At 73.1% G+C, this 14,677-nt stretch carries 16 protein-coding genes and 1 pseudogene; 7 read left to right on the top strand and 10 right to left on the bottom strand.

Going from position 1 to position 14,677, the window contains the following annotated elements; genetic code table 11:
• The first annotated feature begins 51 nt into the window (after positions 1-51).
• On the top strand, positions 52-708 hold the full coding sequence (locus ACIGW4_RS05075) for a VOC family protein (protein WP_399578536.1): 657 nt from the start codon (positions 52-54) through the stop codon (positions 706-708).
• On the opposite strand, the gene ACIGW4_RS05070 is transcribed toward ACIGW4_RS05075, so the two are convergent.
• Entirely contained in the window at positions 692-1,597 is a 906-nt protein-coding gene (locus ACIGW4_RS05070) for a LysR family transcriptional regulator (protein ID WP_398708137.1), read from the bottom strand. The two genes, ACIGW4_RS05075 and ACIGW4_RS05070, sit on opposite strands and share 17 nt — an antisense overlap.
• A 166-nt stretch (positions 1,598-1,763) precedes the next feature.
• Between ACIGW4_RS05070 and ACIGW4_RS05065 the strand changes: the two genes are divergently transcribed.
• On the top strand, positions 1,764-2,858 hold the full coding sequence (locus tag ACIGW4_RS05065; protein WP_398708135.1) for an alkene reductase: 1,095 nt from the start codon (positions 1,764-1,766) through the stop codon (positions 2,856-2,858).
• A gap of 106 nt (positions 2,859-2,964) precedes the next feature.
• Here ACIGW4_RS05065 and ACIGW4_RS05060 read toward each other — a convergent pair whose 3' ends face one another.
• From ACIGW4_RS05060 to ACIGW4_RS05045, 4 genes are all read right to left on the bottom strand, one after another.
• Positions 2,965-3,402, bottom strand: coding sequence for an iron chaperone (locus tag ACIGW4_RS05060; RefSeq protein WP_123453341.1), 438 nt, complete (start codon positions 3,400-3,402; stop codon positions 2,965-2,967).
• Between the two features lie 29 nt (positions 3,403-3,431).
• A complete protein-coding gene (locus ACIGW4_RS05055; RefSeq protein ID WP_398708133.1) occupies positions 3,432-3,695 on the bottom strand; it encodes a hypothetical protein in 264 nt (87 codons plus the stop codon).
• Positions 3,696-4,106 carry a VOC family protein gene (locus ACIGW4_RS05050; protein ID WP_123457366.1) on the bottom strand — a complete coding sequence of 137 codons (411 nt, stop codon included), beginning with the start codon at positions 4,104-4,106 and terminating at the stop codon, positions 3,696-3,698.
• 69 nt (positions 4,107-4,175) lie between these two features.
• A complete protein-coding gene (locus ACIGW4_RS05045) occupies positions 4,176-5,573 on the bottom strand; it encodes a glutamate decarboxylase (protein WP_398708131.1) in 1,398 nt (465 codons plus the stop codon).
• Positions 5,574-5,756: 183 nt separating this feature from the next.
• Here ACIGW4_RS05045 and ACIGW4_RS05040 point away from each other — a divergent pair, with 183 nt between their 5' ends.
• On the top strand, positions 5,757-6,593 hold the full coding sequence (locus ACIGW4_RS05040) for a class I SAM-dependent methyltransferase (RefSeq protein ID WP_399578532.1): 837 nt from the start codon (positions 5,757-5,759) through the stop codon (positions 6,591-6,593).
• Positions 6,594-6,616: 23 nt separating this feature from the next.
• Here the strand turns inward: ACIGW4_RS05040 and ACIGW4_RS05035 are convergent, their stop codons facing one another.
• Entirely contained in the window at positions 6,617-6,988 is a 372-nt protein-coding gene (locus tag ACIGW4_RS05035) for a hypothetical protein (RefSeq protein WP_123453345.1), read from the bottom strand.
• A gap of 137 nt (positions 6,989-7,125) precedes the next feature.
• A pseudogene (locus tag ACIGW4_RS05030) lies at positions 7,126-7,344 on the bottom strand (MBL fold metallo-hydrolase); the annotation flags it as partial.
• A 388-nt stretch (positions 7,345-7,732) separates the two neighbouring features.
• Between ACIGW4_RS05030 and ACIGW4_RS05025 the strand changes: the two are divergent.
• The 3 genes from ACIGW4_RS05025 to ACIGW4_RS05015 are packed head-to-tail and all read left to right on the top strand — an operon-like array spanning position 7,733 to position 10,799.
• Positions 7,733-9,127, top strand: coding sequence for an APC family permease (locus tag ACIGW4_RS05025; RefSeq protein ID WP_399578688.1), 1,395 nt, complete (start codon positions 7,733-7,735; stop codon positions 9,125-9,127).
• Positions 9,124-9,561: a hypothetical protein gene (locus ACIGW4_RS05020; protein WP_123453346.1), complete on the top strand. Its 438-nt coding sequence runs from the start codon at positions 9,124-9,126 to the stop codon at positions 9,559-9,561. The genes ACIGW4_RS05025 and ACIGW4_RS05020 overlap by 4 nt, the downstream gene beginning before the upstream one ends.
• Positions 9,558-10,799: a threonine/serine exporter ThrE family protein gene (locus ACIGW4_RS05015; protein ID WP_399578529.1), complete on the top strand. Its 1,242-nt coding sequence runs from the start codon at positions 9,558-9,560 to the stop codon at positions 10,797-10,799. Before ACIGW4_RS05020 ends, ACIGW4_RS05015 begins: the two co-directional genes overlap by 4 nt.
• Here ACIGW4_RS05015 and ACIGW4_RS05010 read toward each other — a convergent pair.
• Positions 10,790-12,094, bottom strand: a complete 1,305-nt coding sequence (locus tag ACIGW4_RS05010; RefSeq protein WP_398708126.1) for a hypothetical protein — start codon at positions 12,092-12,094, stop codon at positions 10,790-10,792. The two genes, ACIGW4_RS05015 and ACIGW4_RS05010, sit on opposite strands and share 10 nt — an antisense overlap.
• Before the next feature lie 118 nt (positions 12,095-12,212).
• Here ACIGW4_RS05010 and ACIGW4_RS05005 point away from each other — a divergent pair, with 118 nt between their 5' ends.
• On the top strand, positions 12,213-13,172 hold the full coding sequence (locus tag ACIGW4_RS05005; protein WP_398708125.1) for a D-2-hydroxyacid dehydrogenase family protein: 960 nt from the start codon (positions 12,213-12,215) through the stop codon (positions 13,170-13,172).
• 147 nt (positions 13,173-13,319) lie between these two features.
• Here the strand turns inward: ACIGW4_RS05005 and ACIGW4_RS05000 are convergent, their stop codons facing one another.
• Positions 13,320-13,676: a GntR family transcriptional regulator gene (locus tag ACIGW4_RS05000; RefSeq protein WP_398708123.1), complete on the bottom strand. Its 357-nt coding sequence runs from the start codon at positions 13,674-13,676 to the stop codon at positions 13,320-13,322.
• 2 nt (positions 13,677-13,678) lie between these two features.
• A complete protein-coding gene (locus ACIGW4_RS04995) occupies positions 13,679-14,638 on the bottom strand; it encodes a DUF1648 domain-containing protein (RefSeq protein ID WP_399578527.1) in 960 nt (319 codons plus the stop codon).
• Between the last annotated feature and the right edge of the window lie 39 nt (positions 14,639-14,677).

The following is a 14,677-nucleotide window of genomic DNA, read 5'->3' as shown; positions in this document are numbered from 1 at the left end:
GGTCAGGATTCGAGAAGCACCGGCCGGCCCCCCGGAACTAGCGTCGTCGACATGACCTCACTCACGCACCTCACCCTCGAAGTCACCGACCTGACGGCCGCCGAGACCTTCTACGCCGCCTCCGGCCTCGGCGCCCACGTGCGGCTGCGCGCCGCCTCGGACGAGCCCTCGGACGGGTTCCGCGGCTTCTCCGTGTCCCTCACGGTGGAGCGGCCGGCCGACGTCCGTGCCCTCGTCGAGGCCGCCGTCGACGCCGGGGCCACCGTCCTGAAGCCGGCCACGAAGTCCTTCTGGGGCTACGGCGGCGTCGTGCGGGCCCCGGACGGGACGATCTGGAAGTTCGCGTCCTCGGAGAAGAAGGACACCGGTCCCGCCACCGGCCGGGTCGACCGGGTCGTGCTCCTCCTGGGTACGACGGACATGGCCGCCACCAGGGAGTTCTACGTCGGGCAGGGGCTCACCGTGGCGAAGAGCTTCGGCCGCAAGTACGTGGAGTTCGCCGGTTCCGAGACGCCCGGGGGCTCCGAGGGCTCCGGGAGCGGCGTCACGCTCGCCCTGTACCCCCGCAAGGGGCTCGCCAAGGACGTCGGCGTCCCCGTCGACGGCAGCGGTGCCCACCGGATCGTGCTCGGCGGCAGCGGCGACGGCTCGTTCACCGACCCCGACGGGTTCGCCTGGGAGCCCGCGGCGCTCACGACCCCGCGCTGACCCCCCGTCCCAGCGTCCGGAAGGCGTCCACGAAGGCGCGGACCCGGGCGCACTCCCCGGCCGTCGGCCAGACGAAGCCGTACTCGATGGGCGGGGCGTCGTCGAAGGGGACCCAGACCACGTCGGGGCGGGCGTAGTAGCGCTCCGCGTCCACGCAGGCCGGCGAGACGCCCCGGCCGAGACCGACGAGGTTCAGGACCTCCGTCCAGTACGTCGGGGCCGGGCCGTGCGCGACGGGCGCGCCCCCCGGCGTCCACCGGGGGTAGTGGTGGTCGAGCCAGTACGGCGGCACGGCTTCCCCGTCCACGGCGATGAGCGTCGCCTCCGCCAGGTCCTCCAGGGACACGGTCGCGCGGCGGGCGAAGGGGTGTCCGGCCGGGACCATCAGCACCCGGGGCGAGGACAGGACGAGGGGGCCGACGGTGAGGTCGGGTTCGTCCACCGGGAACTCGGTGACCTGGACGTCGAGCTGACCGGACCTGAGCGGCCCGAAGGGGTCGTAGAGCTGCACCTCCCGGATCTCGACCTCGCAGTCCGGGTGGCGCCGGCGGAACACCTCGGCGACCTCCAGCAGCGCCTCGGCGATCATCGAGCCCGAATAGCCGACGCGGAGCAGGCCCGTCATGCCCCGGCCCATCGCCATCGCGCGGTCGACGGCGCGCAGCAACTGTTCCTGGGCCGGGAGCAGGTCGTCCCGCAGCTGCTGCCCGACCGCGGTCAGGGCGACGTGCCGGCTGGTGCGCTCGAACAGCGGCACCCCGAAGCGGCGTTCGAGCTTCTTGATGGTCTGGCTGACGCGTCCCTGGGCCAGACCGAGCCGCTCCGAGGTGCGTCGGAAGTGCAGCTCCTCGGCCAGCGCCAGGAAGACCTCGATCTCGTGTCGCTCCACCGCGACGAGCCCCCCTGCCTTCGTCGGTGAGTCCGGCTCACCGGCACCGGTGAGTCCAGCTCACCGATCGTAGACGAGATCGATCTTGTTCGGCCGGAGCGTCCGTCCGAGAGTGGTGACACCCCCACGGATCCCCAACCCTCCTTCTTCGTATGGGACGTTCACCATGACCACCGTCTTCGACCCCTTCCGTCTCGGCGACCTCGACCTGCCCAACCGCCTGGTGATGGCGCCGATGACCCGCAACCGCGCCGACGCCGACGGCGTTCCGACCCCGCTCATGGCCGCGTACTACGCGCAGCGCGCCTCCGCCGGCCTGATCGTCGCCGAGGCCTCGACGCCGAACGCGGTCGGGCAGACGTACCCGAACATCACCGCCATCCACACCGACGCGCACGTCGACGGCTGGCGGGCCGTCACCGACGCCGTGCGAGCCGAGGGCGGCCGGATGTTCCTCCAGATCCAGCACGGCGGGCGGATCGGGCACCCCGACAACAGCGGCGGCCTGCACCCCCTCGCGCCCTCGCCGGTGCCCCTCCCGGACACGATCTTCACGCCGAACGGGCACCAGACCGCCGTCGTGCCCGTCGAGATGAGCCACGACGACATCCGCACCACCGTCGCCGACTTCGCCGCCGCCGCGCGCCGGGCCGTCGACGCCGGATTCGCCGGCGTGGAGGTGCACGGCGGGAACGGCTACCTCCTCCACCAGTTCCTGGCCTCCGGCACCAACCACCGCACCGACGCCTACGGCGGCCCGGCGGCCCACCGCATCCGGTTCGTGGTGGAGGTGGTGCGGGCCGTCGCGGAGGCCGTCGGCCCCGAGCGGGTCGGCCTGCGGATCGCGCCCGGCGTCACCGCCAACGGCATGCACGAGGACGACGTCGAGAGCGTCTACCCGGCGCTCGTCGACGCCCTCGCGGACACCGGACTCGCCTATCTGCACGTCGTCTTCGCCGACCCGGACCAGCCCCTCTTCCAGCACATCCGCAAGCACTGGGCGGGCACCCTGATCGCCAACCCCGTGCTGCCCTGGCCCGGCCCCCTCCCCGCCGACGGCGGCCGGCGGGAGGGCGAGCGGCTCCTGGCGGCGGGGGCGGACCTGGTCTCCCTCGGCCGTGCCTTCCTCGCCAACCCCGACCTGGTCGAACGGCTCCGGCGCGGCGCACCGCTCAACCCGCTGCGGGACAGGGGTCTGATGTACGTGGGCGGGGCGGAGGGCTACACCGACTACCCCGCGCTCGCCGACGCGGGCGAATAGGACCGACCCCGGCGAACGGGGCCGGCAGCGGCGGACAGAGCCGGCCCCGGCGGACAGGGCCGGACCCGCCGAACAGCGCCGACCCCGGCGGACAGCGCCGCGCCCGTCAGCCCGCCGCCTGCGCGATGAGCGCCGCGATCCGCTTCTCCGTGGCCGGGGTCATGGCCGTGAGGGCGTACGAGGTGGGCCACAGGGTGTCCTCGTCGAGGGCGGCCTGGTCGCTGAAACCGAGCGTGGCGTAGCGGGACTTGAACTTCTGGGCACTCTGGAAGAAGCAGACGACCTTGCCGTCCCGGGCGTACGCGGGCATCCCGTACCAGAGCTTCGCGGTGAGCGCCGGGGCGTTCTCCTTGACGAGGGCGTGCACGCGCTCGGCGAGGACGCGGTCCGCGTCCTCCATCTCGGCGATCTTCGCGAGCACCTCGGGCTCGGTGTCCGCCTTCGCCCCGCGCCGCGTCTTCGCCTTCAGCTCCTTGGCGCGCTCCTTCATCGCGTCCCGTTCCTCGTCCGTGAAGCCGTCGTAGGACTTGTCGTTCGCGGTCATGGCGGTTTCCCCTCGATGTCGTTCGGTGGTCAGGACCGCGCGCCGTACAGCCGCAGCGTCCTCGCGCGTTCCGCGCGGCGGGTCAGGAGGTAGTCGTACGGGGAGGCCCCGTACGCGAGGCGGAACCGGCGGCTCAGGAGGGCCGGCGGCAGGTTCGCGGCCCGTGCCAGTTCCAGGACGTCCAGCGGGCGCGCGTACTCACGGTCGATGCGGTCGCGGACGCGGCGCATGCGGGTGAGGTCGCGCAGGCGCCGGTCCGCGACGCGCGCCTGCGCCCAGCCCGGGCGGCACATCTAGCGGACTTCCTGGATGCGGATCAGGTTGCCCGCCGGGTCGCGGAACGCGCAGTCGCGGATGCCGTACGGCTGCTCCGTCGGCTCCTGCACGACCTCGGCGTCGGCGGCCCGGACCTTCTCGAAGACGGCGTCGAGGTTCGGGGTGGCGAGCAGGATCCAGCCGTACGTGCCCTTGGCCATCATCTCGGCGATGGTCCGGCGCTCGTCCTCGGTGATGCCGGGGTCGACGGCCGGCGGCGCCAGGAGGATGGACGTGCCCGGCTGCCCCACGGGGCCGACCGTGATCCACCGCATCCGGCCCTGGCCGACGTCGCTGCGGACCTCGAAGCCGAGGGCGTCCCGGTAGAAGGCCAGGGAGGCGTCCGGGTCGTCGTGCGGAAGGGCGCTGGTGTGAATGGTGATGTCCATGGCCTTCACGCTAGTTCCGGGCCCCGGTTCCGCGCTTCTCGAATCCTGACCGGTGTCGGACGAAGTCCCTCAGTGGTGGAAGCCCGCGCGGTCCGCGTCCGCCGGCACGCCCTTCGTCAGGCGCTCCAGGGAGTGGCGGATGTCCCGGGCCAGCAGGTCGATCTCGTCGCGGCCGATGCCGTGGCGGATCAGGACGCGCTGGATGACGGTCTCCTGCCGGTCGGCGGGCAGCGGGTAGGAGGGGACCTGCCAGCCGCGCATCCGGAGCTGGTCGGAGAGGTCGTACAGGCTGAAGCCCGCGCCCACCGGGTCGGTGAGGGTGTACGAGACGGCGGGCAGCGCGCCCTGCCCGTCGTAGAGCAGGGTGAACGGGCCCATCGCCGCGACCTGTTCGGCGAGGTACTGGGCGGTCAGCGCGCAGGCCTCCTGGACGCGCCGGTAACCGACCCGCCCCAACCGCAGGAAGTTGTAGTACTGGGCGACGATCTCTCCGCCGGGCCGGGAGAAGTTCAGGGCGAACGTCGGCATGTCGCCGCCCAGGTAGTTCACCCGGAAGACGAGGTCCTCCGGCAGCAGGTCGGCGGTGCGCCAGACCGCCCAGCCCACGCCGAGGGGCGCGAGGCCGAACTTGTGGCCGGAGGCGTTGATGGAGGACACCCTCGGCAGCCGGAAGTCCCAGACGACGTCCTCGTGGAGGAAGGGCGCGACGAAGCCGCCGCTCGCCGCGTCGACGTGGATCGGGACGTCGAGGCCGGTCTCCTGCTGGATCCGGTCGAGTTCGGCGGCGAGCTCGGCGACCGGCTCGTAGTCGCAGGTGTAGGTGACGCCGAGGATCGCGACGACCCCGATGGTGTTCTCGTCGACGTACTCCCTCAGCTGGTGCGGGCGCAGGCCCGTGGCGCCCGGCTCCAGCGGCACCTGGCGCAGCTCCACGTCGAAGTAGCGGGCGAACTTGTCCCAGCAGATCTGCACGGGCCCGGCGACGATGTTCGGCCGGTCGGCCGGCTTGCCCTCGGCCCGGCGCCGCTCCCGCCACCGCCACTTCAGGGCGAGGCCGCCGAGCATGGCGGCCTCGCTGGAGCCGGTGGTGGAGCAGCCGATCGCCGTGCCCTCGCCGGTCGCGCTCCCGGGGGCGTTCCACAGGTCGGCCAGGATGTTCACGCAGCGCGACTCGATCTCGGCGGTCTGCGGGTACTCGTCCTTGTCGATCATGTTCTTGTCGAGGCACTCGTTCATCAGCCGGCGGACCTCGTCGTCCGTCCACGTCGTGCAGAACGTCGCCAGGTTCTGCGCCGCGTTGCCGTCGAGCAGCAGCTCGTCGTGGAGCATCGCGTAGACGACCGAGGGGAGGTTCGGCTCCTCCGGCATCCGGTGCTTCGGCAGGACGCGCTCGCTGAGGGCCGAGGCGAACACGTCCGTCACCGCATCGGCGACCCTCTTCGGGGCCTTCATCTCGTGGAGCGCCACAGTTTCCCCTTCGATCAGCGGACTCGTCGACAGTCCTCTCATCAACCCACGGGGCCGGGCGGGGCGCCCGGCGGTGGCCGGGACCGTTGACCCACCCGGGTGAGCGGGACGCCCAGGCCCTGTCCCGCGGCTCCCCCGACCAGTACGTTCCGGACGAAGTGGATCATTACCGGAAGGCCCCACATGACCCCTCGCACGACCTCGCACCCGATCAGCGCCCTCGGCGACGCAGGCCCGCTCGACGCCGGTGACACGGCCCGGCTCGACATCAGCGCCGCGGACCGGCTCGACGCCGACGGTGCGGCCCGGCTCGACGCCGAGGCCTTCGACGCCTACGACGACCTCCCCGAGCGGCTCATCGGCTACCCGGCCGTCTTCCACGCCCTCGGCATCGGCTCCTGCGCCGTCCGCACGGTCCTGGACTACGGCTGCGGGCCGGGCAAGGTCGCCACCCGCGTCGTCGAGGCCTCCGACGCGCGCGTGGTGGCCGTCGACGTCTCGCCCCCCATGCTGGAGATCGCCCGCGAGCGGCGCCCGCACCCGAGGATCGACTACCGGCTCACCGACGACGGCGGGCTCGGCTTCCTCGCCGACGGCTCCGTCGACGCCGCCATGGCCTGCTTCGTCTTCGTCACCACCGGGGACATCGACGACCTGCACGACATCGCCGCCGAGACGCACCGGGTGCTGCGGCCCGGCGGCCGGTTCGCCGTACTGGACGCCAACCCCCGCACCACGGGCATCCGGTTCTCCACCTTCCGCCGCGGCGAACCCGGCCGCGTCTACACCAAGGGCGAGCGGCGCCGGTCGCGCCTGGAGCGCCCGGACGGCGGGGCCCCGCTGGAGCCGGTCGACCACCACTGGCCGTGCCAGACGTACCTCGACGTGCTCGGCAAGGCCGGGTTCACCGACCTGGACGTCCACGAGCCCGTCCTCACCCACCGGTCGGCGCTCCTCGGCCACGATCCGGCGGAGGCCGGACACCCGCCGTTCCTCGTGGTGTCGGGGGTCAAGCAGTAGCCGGCCGTCAGCCGTCGGAGCCGTCAGCTGTCGGAGTAGCTGAAGTCCCCCACGGTCCAGGCGCTGACGTCCGCGATGGCGACGCGGTACATCCCGCCGGTCTCGGGCATGCCCACGGTCCCCTGGAGGATGCGGGCGAGGTGGAAGTGGAGGTGGGTGGGGGACTCCGTGCCCTTCTCCTTCTCCCCCGTGCCGGGGGCGAAGACGCCGGAGAACTCGGACAGCCGGGTCGAGTCCGTCAGGACCTCCGACACGCGCTGTCTCCACAGGGCCTCGGGCGCCAGCCGCCCGGTGATGACCACTCCCCCCGCGACCACGGTCAGGGACATCTGGTTGCTCCGCCCGGATTCCACGGTGGCGGCGACGTCGACGAGCAGTTCGTCAGGGATCGACATGGAAGTCGATTCTAGGGGTGCGGGCCCGCGGGGTGGAGGCCCCGGGGGCAGTGCGGTGCCCGTGTGGCGCGGAGCCGGTGCACCACGGCGCCTCTGTGGCTCGCGGTGTTCGTGTGACATCGCAGTGTGACGAGCCGTCAGTGCGGCGCGGTGTCGTCCGCGGGGAAGGCGGGGCCGTGGCCGGGGGCGATGACGTCGGCGGCGGCCAGGACGCGGAGGCGCGAGGAGCGCAGCACCGCCCGGTCCGGGGAGACCGGTTCCTCGACGGGGCCGTTCGGCCGCCACCAGAGGTCGCCCACGAAGGCGACGACGCCCTCGTCGGCGCCCGCGAGGAGGGTGATGTCCTCGGGGCAGTGCTCCGCGCCCCGTTCGTCCGCCGCCGGGGCGTTCCCCCGCGCGCGTACCGCCGCTCCTTCGGCCGTACCCCCTGACGGGGCCCCACGAAGGGTCGGGCTCCGCGCGGGGGCCGCCCCGCGCGAGTACGGCCCCCGCGCGGGAGTCGCCCCACGAAGGGACGGCCTCGCGCAGGGTCCACCCCGCGCAGGTACCACTCCCCGAAGGCACCGCCCCGCACAGGCGCGCTCCGTCCCCCGTACGGCCGACCCCCGCTTGCCGGGGTCTCCCGGCCGTCCGAGCGTGAGGTGATCATCCGACGTGTGGGAGGGCTCCTTGAGCAGCATCGAAACCCCGGCCGAAGTGCCCCGCCCGCGGGTGGCGGCCGCACGGCCCTCCGCCCCCACGACCATGACCTGGGTGACGCTCGCCCTGATGACGACCGCGTCGGTCGCGAGCCTGCGGGCCGCGCCCACGATGGCCGTCTACGGCCTGGCCTGCGTGTTCCTCTACCTCGTCCCGGCGATCGTGTTCCTGCTGCCGACCGCCTTGGTCTCCGCGGAGCTCGCCTCCGGCTGGAGCGGCGGCGTCTACCGCTGGGTCGCCGAGGGACTGTCCAAGCCGCTCGGATTCCTCGCGGTCTGGTGCCAGTTCGCCATGACGATCTTCTACTACCCGAGCCTGCTGGCCTTCGTCGCCTCGACCATCGCGTACGTCATCGACCCGTCCCTCGCCTCGAACGGCGTCTACACCGCGATCGTCATCATGGTCCTGTACTGGACCGGCGTCTGGGTCTCCTCGCGCGGCACCAAGGCCCTCGCGGGCCTGTCCAGTTGGGGCCTGGTCATCGGCACGCTCGTGCCCGGCACGGTGCTCGTCGTCCTCGGCATGGTCTTCCTCGCCGAGGGCAACCCCTCGGCCGCGCCCATGGACGGGAGCCACCTCCTGCCGCAGTGGACGGGCCTCGCCAGCCTGGTCCTGATCGTCAACAACTTCCTGTCGTACTCCGGCATGGAGATGAACGCGGTCCACGTCTCCTCGCTGAAGGACCCGGCGAAGGAGTACCCGAAGTCCATGTTCCTGGCGATGGGGCTCGTCCTGCTGATCTTCATCCTGCCCGCCCTGGCCATCAGCTGGGTCGTGCCGGCCGATCAGCTCAGCCTGACCGCCGGCGTGATGCAGGCCTTCGACGCCTTCTTCGCGTACTTCGATGTCGGCTGGATGACCCCGATCGCCGCCGTCATGCTGATCTCCGCCTCCCTGGCGGGCATGCTGACCTGGCTCGCCGGCCCGTCCAAGGGCCTCCTGGAGATCTCCCGCAACGAGGGCTACCTGCCGCCGTTCCTGCAGAAGCTCAACAAGTTCGGCATCCAGCAGAACATCCTGGTCACCCAGGGCGTCGTGACCTCGGTCATCGCCCTGATGTACGCGCTCATCCCGAACGTGTCGAGCGTCTACTGGATCTTCTCCACGATCACCACGCAGGTGTACCTCATCGTGTACCTGCTGATGTTCGCCGCCGCGATGCGGCTGCGGAAGAACCAGCCCGACCACCCCCGCGGCTACCGGGTGCCCGCCCTGGGACTGGTGTGCACGGTCGGCCTGCTCGCCTCGCTCGCGGCGCTCGCCATCGGCTTCGTACCGCCCTCCCAGTTCGGCGGCAGCAGCGTCCTGTCGTACGTCCTCTTCATCGGCGGCGGCCTGGTCGTCCTGGGCCTGCTGATCCCGTGGCTCTTCCTGAAGTTCCGCAAGCCGGACTGGCGCACCGCCGCCGTCGACACTCCGAGCGAGGGAGACCGGGCATGAGTCCCACCCGCTTCGCCTCCGAGCACAAGTGGATCTACTGGGGCGCGATCGTGATCCTCGTCGGCCTCGTCGTCACCGGCATCGTCCGCTACGAGAGCGTGAAGACGGGCAACGAGACGCTCTCCAAGGCCAACCGGCTCCAGGAGGAGCTGGTGAAGGCCGGATACCCCTCCCCCGACACCGACACCGTCGAGCGGCTGCTCGGCACCGACGGCGGCAAGGTCTGCGAGGAGCCGGGCAACGCCCTCAAGACGGCGCTGTGGAAGATCCAGCAGGCCAACGGCGCCGCGGGGCCCGGGATGCGGCCCGTCATCTCCGACACCAAGGCCGTCGAGGCCGAGCGGATCGTCCTCCAGGTCTACTGCCCGGACAAGGTCGAGGACTTCCAGAACGAGGTGGAGGACCTCGAGACCGACGACACCGTCCGCCGGTGAGACGCGGACCCCACGAGTCCGAGCTCGACGCCCTCCACGACTTCCTGCGTGAACTGGCCCGGTTCATGCTGTCGTTCAGCGGGGAGGGCGCCGAAGGGGTCGCCCGGGGCGTCCGGAGCGTCGCCGGGGCCTACGGCGCGCGGGCCGAGACGGTGCTCGTCGCCGACGGCGCCGTGCTCTCCGTGACCGTCGGGGACCGCACCCTCACCTCGACCGTCACCGCCTTCCCCGACGTCGCCCGGCTCGACCGGGCGGTCGCCCTCAAGGAGTTCGTCGAGCGCGTACGGGACACCCGGCCGGCCCTGCCCGAGGCGGCGGCCGGGCTGCGGCGGATCGAGACCCTGCCGGCCACGGTGCCGCGCTGGGCCCGTGGCGCGGGCATCGTGCTGTTCTCCGTCGGGTTCGCGCCGGCCGTCCAGCCGACCTGGTACGAGATCGGCACCACCGTCCTCCTCGCCGCCCTGGTCGCCACCCTGACCGTCCTGTCGGACCGGCGGCCGCGCCTCGCCCGCGTCCTGCCGCTGCTCGCCGCCGTCCTGGTCTCCCTCGTGACCCTGGGCCTGCTCCGGCCGGGCCACGACCACGGCGGCCCGGTGCTGATCATGCTTCCGGCGCTGTTCTTCTTCGTGCCCGGCGACCTGCTCAGCGCGGCCGCCGCCGAACTCGTCGGCGGCTTCCTGACGACCGGCGCCGTCCGCCTCGTCTACGCCCTGGTCCTGCTCCTCCAGCTGTACGTGGGCGTGCTCCTCGGCGTGGCCGTCACCGGCACGCCGACCGGGGCGCTCTTCGACACCGCGCAGGACGCCGACCTGTCCCGGTGGGTGCTCGTCGCGAGCTGGGCCGTCTTCACGGTGGGCCTGGTCCTCGCCTTCGGGGTGCCGTGGCGGGCCGCGGGCTGGGTGACCGCCCTGGTCTACCTGTCGCTCGGCGTGCAGGCGGCGGGCACGGCCCTGGTCGGGGAGGTCGCCGGCACCTTCGTCGCCGCCACGGCCCTCGCCGTCGCGGCGGACCTGCTGTCCCGGCCGGCCGGGCGCCCGCCCCGGCTCGTCCTCTTCCTGGGCGGGTTCTTCACCCTCACCGTCGGCTCGCTGGGCCTGCGGGCGCTCACCTCCCTGGCGGGCGGTCACGTCCTGCACGGCTTCCACGACCTCATGGACCTCGTCACGATCGTCACGGCGATCGCGGTCGGGCTCCTCGCGGGCGCGGCGCTCGTACCGGCGCGGGGCGATCAGACCTGAGGCGCGCCCCGCGGGGGTGTCTCCGCCCCGGCCGGCTCCTCCGCCAGGAAGGCCAGCACCGCCAGGGCGAAGAGCAGGCCGAGGGCGACGCCGACGACGACCCAGGCGGTGGGGTGGGGCCAGAACACGACGGCGGCGGCCGCCCCGACGACGAGGATCCAGGTGATCCAGGTGCGGTGGCGGTGGACGAACGGGCCCACCGGGCCGAGGCGCATGCCCGCGTGGTCGGCGGTGGACCGGGTCGCGGTGATGCCGGAGCGCCAGAGGCGGCGGACGAGGACGGCGGGGCGGCTCGGGCCGGAGAGCCAGGCGGCGAGGGCGATCAGGATGCCGAGGGTCGCGAAGACCCGGACCGAGGTGCGGAGGAAGCGGACCAGGGCGTCGTAGACGGAGCCCGCGGCGGCCGGGGAGACGGTGGCGGGCAGGGCGTTCAGGTAGACCGTGCGGAAGACGGTGAGGCCGACGCCGAGGACGATCGCCGCCACGGCGACGCCGAGGGCCGCCGCGACCAGGGTGCGGCGCCGGTGCACGGCGAGGAGCACACCGCCGGCGACGAGCAGGACGGCGATCACCGGCAGCCACATGCCCATGGCCTGGAGCAGCGAGAACGCGGTCTTCACCTTGCCGATGTCGTCCGACTTGACCACCGTGAAGTCGGTGTGGATCTCGGGGATCTTGGCCGCGACGTCGAACCCGGACGCCACGAGCCGCTCCTTCACGCGTTCGATCACGGGCGCCAGGTCGATGGTGACGGTGTTCGTCTCGATCTTCACGGCGCCCTCGTCGCTGCCGGTCAGGGCCCGGTCGAGGGAGGTGTGGATCGCCCGGTTGGCGTTGGTCCAGATCGTCTCGAACTCCGGTGAGGCGACGATGTCCTGCGCCCGGTCGTGGACGAAGCTGGCGACCGCGCTCTGCAGGGAGCCGCCCAGTTTGCCGAGGGCCTTCGCCGCCAGCGGCCGCTGGTCGGGGGCGACGCCCTCCAGGAGGGAGGGCAGGTCGATGTGTTCCATGACCGCGTTCGTCACCCGGTTGGCGACGGCCGCCTGGACGTCCGGGTCCGAGGCGAGCGGCTTGACCGTCTGCACGTACCGGTCGGTGTCGCCGACGATGTCCGAGGTCCAGGAAGCCACGAGGCCCAGCGGGACGAGGACGCAGCCGATGACGATGAGCAGGGCGGCGAAGAAGGAGCGGATGCGGTGGTGGGGCGGCCGGGCGGACGCCTTGTCCGCTTCCAGTGCGGCCACCCGGGCCCGGAGCACCGCGAGTTCGTCGTCACTGGCACCGGCAGCGTCCATGACACCAGCCTTCCCGAAAGGAACAATTCGGGAAAATTCTCCGCGAGGCGGGTGTCCTTGTCGCCCGGGGCGTGGCATACGGGCCGGGGGCGCGGATCCGATCGGCGATCATGCGGTCATGAAGCTGCGCTGCGCCGTACTCGACGACTACCAGGGCGTCGCCCTCTCCTCCGCCGACTGGAGCCCGCTCGCGGACCGCGTGGACGTCCGCGTGCTGCGCGAGCACCTCACCGACCGGGACGCGCTCGTCGCCGCCGTCGAGGACTGCGAGATCCTCGTCGTCATGCGCGAGCGGACCCCGGTCGACGCCGGACTCCTCGCCCGGCTCCCCCGGCTGCGGCTCCTGATCACCTCCGGGATGCGCAACGCCTCGATCGACCTGGCGGCCTGCCGGGCGCGGGGCGTCACCGTCTGCGGCACCGCCAGCAGCTCCGAGCCGCCCACCGAACTGACCTGGGCCCTCCTCCTGGGCCTCGCCCGGCACGTGCCGGCGGAGGCGCGGGCCCTGCGCGAGGGCGGGCCGTGGCAGTCGACCGTCGGCGCCGACCTCTCCGGCCGGACGCTCGGCCTCGTCGGCCTCGGCAAGATCGGCGCCCGGGTGGCCCGGATCGGTCTCGCCTTCGGCATGGAGGTGACCGCCTGGAGCCCGAACCTGACGGAGGAGCGGGCCGCCGAGCACGGCGCCCGGCTCGCGAAGGACAAGCGGGACCTGTTCGCCGGCGGCGACTTCGTCTCACTGCACATGGTGCTGTCGGACCGCACCCGGGGCCTGGTCGGGGAGCCGGAGCTGCGGGCGATGCGCCCGTCCGCGTACCTCGTCAACACCTCGCGCGCGGGTCTCGTCGACGGCGGGGCGCTGCTGCGGGCGCTGCGCGAGGGCTGGATCGCGGGGGCGGGCCTCGACGTGTACGAGACGGAGCCGCTGCCCGCCGACGACCCGCTGCGGACGCTGCCGAACGTCCTGGCCCTTCCCCATCTGGGCTATGTGACGGAGGGGAACTACGGGCGCTACTTCGGTCAGGCGGTCGAGGACGTCGAGGCCTTCCTGGCGGGGGCGCCGGTCCGCGAGCTGTCCTGAACGCCTGAGGGGGCGGGCGCGGCACCCGGCCGAGTCCTGTACGGAGGACGGCCCGTACGCAAGGCAGCCCGTACGCAAGGCAGCCCGTACGGAGGACGGCCCGTACGGAGGACAGGTCCTGGTCGAGGCTCGCGCCGGGGACCGGACCTAGCCGAGGCTCGTGCGGGCCAGGGACAGGAACTCCTCGTCCGTGAGGCCCAGTTCGCGGGCCTCGGCCGCCGCCTCGCGGAGGCGGGAGACGAGGCGGGCGCGGTCGGGGGCGGTGGCGCCGGGGACGATCAGGGCGCCCCGGCCCCGGCGGAGTTCGATCAGGCCCTCCTCGCGGAGCCGCTGGTAGCCGCGGAGGACGGTGTGGACGTTGACGCCGAGGGAGTCGGCGAGTTCCCGGGCGGCCGGGAGCCGCTCGCCGGGGGCCGCCGAGCCGTCGGCGAGGGCGCCCCGGACGCAGGCGGCGATCTGGTCGCCGAGGGGCACGGCGGAGGCCGGGTCGACACGGAAGAGCACGGTCAGACCTTCCCATGCCGCTCGGCGAGCGTGTTGAGAAGGGCGGCGGCGGTCCGCGCGTCGGGCACGGTGACGGCGAACTCGCGGCCGCCGGACCGCCGCACGACGAGGGTCTCGCCGCTTCGGACGATCACGCCCGTGCGGTGGGCCCGGACCCGGTAGCCCCAGCCGCCGAACTCGGCGAGGACGGCCGCCGTGTCGAGGTCCCGGACGCTCGCGCCCGCGACCTCGTCGAGCGGGATCCGGGTGCGGGGCCGGGAGGCCAGCGCGGGGCGCACGGTGACGCCGCGCCGGTCGACGGTGACCCTGACCCGGGCGAGGGCGAGCCCCGGGAGGCCGATGACGAGGCCGAGGAGGCCGAGCAGGGCGGCCGGCCAGGGCGCGAGGAGCAGGACGGCCGGGGTGGCGGCGAGGGCGAGCACCGCGAGGGCGGTGAGCGGCCGGGAGGCGGTGGCGCGGGTCCAGCCGGCGACCTCGCTCGCGCCGAGCGGGAGCCGGGGGGCGTCGGGCAGGCCGGGGCCCTCGGCCGGTTCCTCGCGGGGGACGAGCCGGGTCAGCCCCCGGCCCACGAGGGCGAGCAGGGCGCCGGTCGCCACCGCGACCAGGAGGTTGGTGAGGGGGGACTCGACCCGCGCCGGGTCGGCGGCGTCCAGGTTGTCCCGTACGAGGAGGACGAGCAGGGCGCCGGTGAAGCCGGCGGTCGCCCAGGCGCCCCAGAGGGAGCCGCGGCGGGCCAGGTGGGTCCAGCCGGCGCCGAGCACGAGGAGCAGGCCGGTGCTGACGGCGGTGAAGGCGGTGCGGCCGGTGAAGCCGTCGGCACGGCCGCCGTCGGGGCCGAAGTGGGTGGCGAGGGGGTCGGGCAGCCGGTCGTACGAGAGGGCGAGGAGCGCCAGGTGGACGGCGAGGGCGAGGGCGAAGGGGAGCGCGGCGAGCGCGCGGAGACGGGGTGCGGAACGGTTCACGGGACCTCCCTTGTTCGCACCACCATAGAACAACTTGTT

Source organism: Streptomyces sp. NPDC053513 (genome assembly GCF_044544765.1).
In the GTDB taxonomy this organism is placed as follows: Bacteria; Actinomycetota; Actinomycetes; order Streptomycetales; family Streptomycetaceae; genus Streptomyces; species Streptomyces litmocidini.
This window is presented reverse-complemented; position numbering and strand designations above follow the sequence as displayed.